This is a genomic window from Hyphomonas sp. UBA3601 (assembly GCF_002375605.1).
GTDB lineage: Bacteria > Pseudomonadota > Alphaproteobacteria > Caulobacterales > Hyphomonadaceae > Hyphomonas.
The window spans coordinates 18,313-20,199 of the sequence record NZ_DFME01000090.1; the positions used below are offsets into that span (position 1 = coordinate 18,313).

The window sequence follows — 1,887 nt, forward strand, 5'->3', positions numbered from 1 at the left end:
TCCATGAAATCACCCAAGCCAGTCTCCGCCGCGCGATGGATCGCCGGCATTACGGCCTTGTGCCTCGGCGCCGCATGCCAAAGCCAGCCAACGGCTCTGGTTGTCGAGGCGGTTGCACCCGTCGAAACGGTTGAACCGGTCGCAGTGGCGACGGAACTCGACACGACCGAACCAGACGGCCCGATCACCAATCAATGGGGCGGCGTCATCCCAGACGCCAAACCGACGACGCCCATAGACAATGGCGCGCTCGGCGAAATCGAGTAATTCATGCACCACTTTACTTATCAGGATGGCAGCCTTCATTGCGAGGGCGTGAATCTCAACAAGATTGCAGATGAAGTGGGCACGCCCTGTTATGTGTATTCATCCGCAACCCTGGTGCGACATGCCCGCGTCATCGCGGCGGCGTTCGAGGGGCAGGATTGCCTGATCGCCTTTTCGGTAAAGTCGAATGGCAATATTGGCGTCCTGTCGACACTTGCCCGCGAAGGCTGCGGCGCAGACGTGGTCAGCGGCGGCGAGTTGCAGCGCGCCCTTAGGGCAGGCATCCCGGCCGAGCGGATAGTGTTCTCAGGTGTCGGCAAGACCGCCGAGGAAATGCAGCTGGCCCTGCGTGCAGGCATTCACCAGTTCAATGTCGAAAGCGCCGCAGAGCTTCGGCGCTTGTCAGAGGTTGCCAGCATGACCGGCGCAGAATCGCCTGTGGCCATCCGGGTCAATCCGGATGTCGCGGCCGGCGGTCATCCGAATATCTCTACCGGCAAGAAAGGCGACAAGTTCGGCGTGCCGTGGAGCGATGCGGAAGACCTCTATGCTGAAGCCGCCACCCTGCCCGGCATCCGGATTGTGGGCGTTGATGTACATATCGGCAGCCAAATCGGCGATCTTGTCCCGATGCGCGCCGCGTTCGAAAAGGTCGTGGGCCTCACCAAACGCCTGCGTGAGGCCGGTCATGATATCGGCCGGATCGATCTCGGCGGTGGGTTGGGCATCCCCTACAAGGACAGCGACGCGCCAGCCCCGCCATCTGATTACGCGTCGATGATCGCCGAGGTGACACAGGATCTCGGCGTTCAGGTCATTCTAGAGCCCGGCCGCGTGATCACGGGTAATGCAGGAGTCATGCTCAGCACGGTTCTTTATGAAAAAGCCGCGCCGGAGACGGATTTCCTGATCATTGATGCAGGCATGAACGACCTCATGCGTCCGGCGCTTTATGATGCGCACCACGACATTCTGCCGCTTAATCAGGCTGGTGCAGGCGCAGAGCGCAAGACCTACGATGTGGTTGGCCCGATCTGCGAGTCGACCGACAAGTTTGCCAAGGGCCGCGAAATGACTGCTGTCCGCCCCGGTCAGCGGATCGCGTTCATGTCTGCAGGTGCCTATGGCGCTGTGCTGTCATCCTCTTACAATGCAAGACCGCTGGTTCCGGAAGTGCTGGTAAACGGGTCGTCATTTGACATCATCCGTCGCCGCCCGGACTTTGAAGAAATGATCGCCCTCGAAAAGGTTCCTGATTGGCTCACAAAGACGGCATGAAGGCGCTCAACGCCAAGGTTTCCGCCACGCGGCGGAAGCTGATGGTCTACGCCTTCTTCAAGGCGTTCTGGCCCTTCCTGACCTTTGTTGCGATCTTTCTCGCCATCGCCTTGGCGGGCGTCATTGATCGCATGGGCTCGGCCATGGCCGCTGTGGCGACGATCCTGTTTCTCGGCGGGTCTATCCTCTTCATCCTGCAAGGCGGACGGCGCTATACGCCTGTCAGCCGCGAGGATGCAGCTCGCCTGCTCGACCGACAGTCAGACCTGCGGCCTGTCTCGTCGCTAACCGACCGCCCGGCGAGCGTGAGCCGAGGATCGCAGAAGCTGTGGCAGAAGCATC

Annotated in this window: 3 protein-coding genes; all 3 read left to right on the forward strand. The window is 60.7% G+C overall.

Annotated elements, in window-relative coordinates:
* A partial coding sequence (locus B4F73_RS09205) for a hypothetical protein (protein WP_290483080.1) occupies positions 1-267 on the forward strand: 267 nt, incomplete at its 5' end.
* 3 nt (positions 268-270) lie between these two features.
* Complete coding sequence (gene lysA, locus B4F73_RS09210; protein WP_290483081.1) at positions 271-1,545, forward strand: diaminopimelate decarboxylase; 1,275 nt, start codon at positions 271-273, stop codon at positions 1,543-1,545.
* Positions 1,524-1,887: DUF4175 family protein (locus B4F73_RS09215; protein WP_290483082.1), on the forward strand; the 364-nt coding region annotated here is incomplete at its 3' end. The genes lysA and B4F73_RS09215, both read left to right, overlap by 22 nt.

Coding starts and splice junctions, on each gene's coding strand:
- lysA (WP_290483081.1), top strand. CDS start 271: ATGCACCACTTTACTTATCAGGATGGCAGCCTTCATTGCGAGGGCGTG.